The 236-nt window shown below is 26.3% G+C and carries 1 protein-coding gene; it reads right to left on the bottom strand.

The window, feature by feature from the left end; all coding sequences use genetic code 11:
• Positions 1-5: 5 nt before the first annotated feature.
• Positions 6-236 (bottom strand): hypothetical protein (locus ACH5TX_RS00155; protein ID WP_439337542.1); only part of this gene is annotated, 231 nt, incomplete at its 5' end.

Raw genomic sequence — 236 nt, 5'->3', positions numbered from 1 at the left:
CTTTGTTAGCCACTGTTTTTATTTTTCAATTTCTCTTTAATCCGTTCAATTTCTTTTACTAAATTGTTTTCATTTAGATATATTATTAAACTATCTGACTTAATTTCAAAATCGCTACTATACTTATCAATCCAAGTCGACAATATATATGTATTTCGATTTTTTGGGTCAGGATAAAATGGTTCTCCAAAGTTGACAGATTCAGATTCCTGTTTTAATTTATAGTTTTTAAAGTC

It is taken from the genome of Thalassobellus citreus (assembly GCF_044385915.1).
GTDB classification, from domain to species: domain Bacteria; phylum Bacteroidota; class Bacteroidia; order Flavobacteriales; family Flavobacteriaceae; genus Thalassobellus; species Thalassobellus citreus.
The sequence above is the reverse complement of the archived record's forward strand: the minus strand, read 5'-3'. Positions and strand labels throughout refer to the sequence as shown.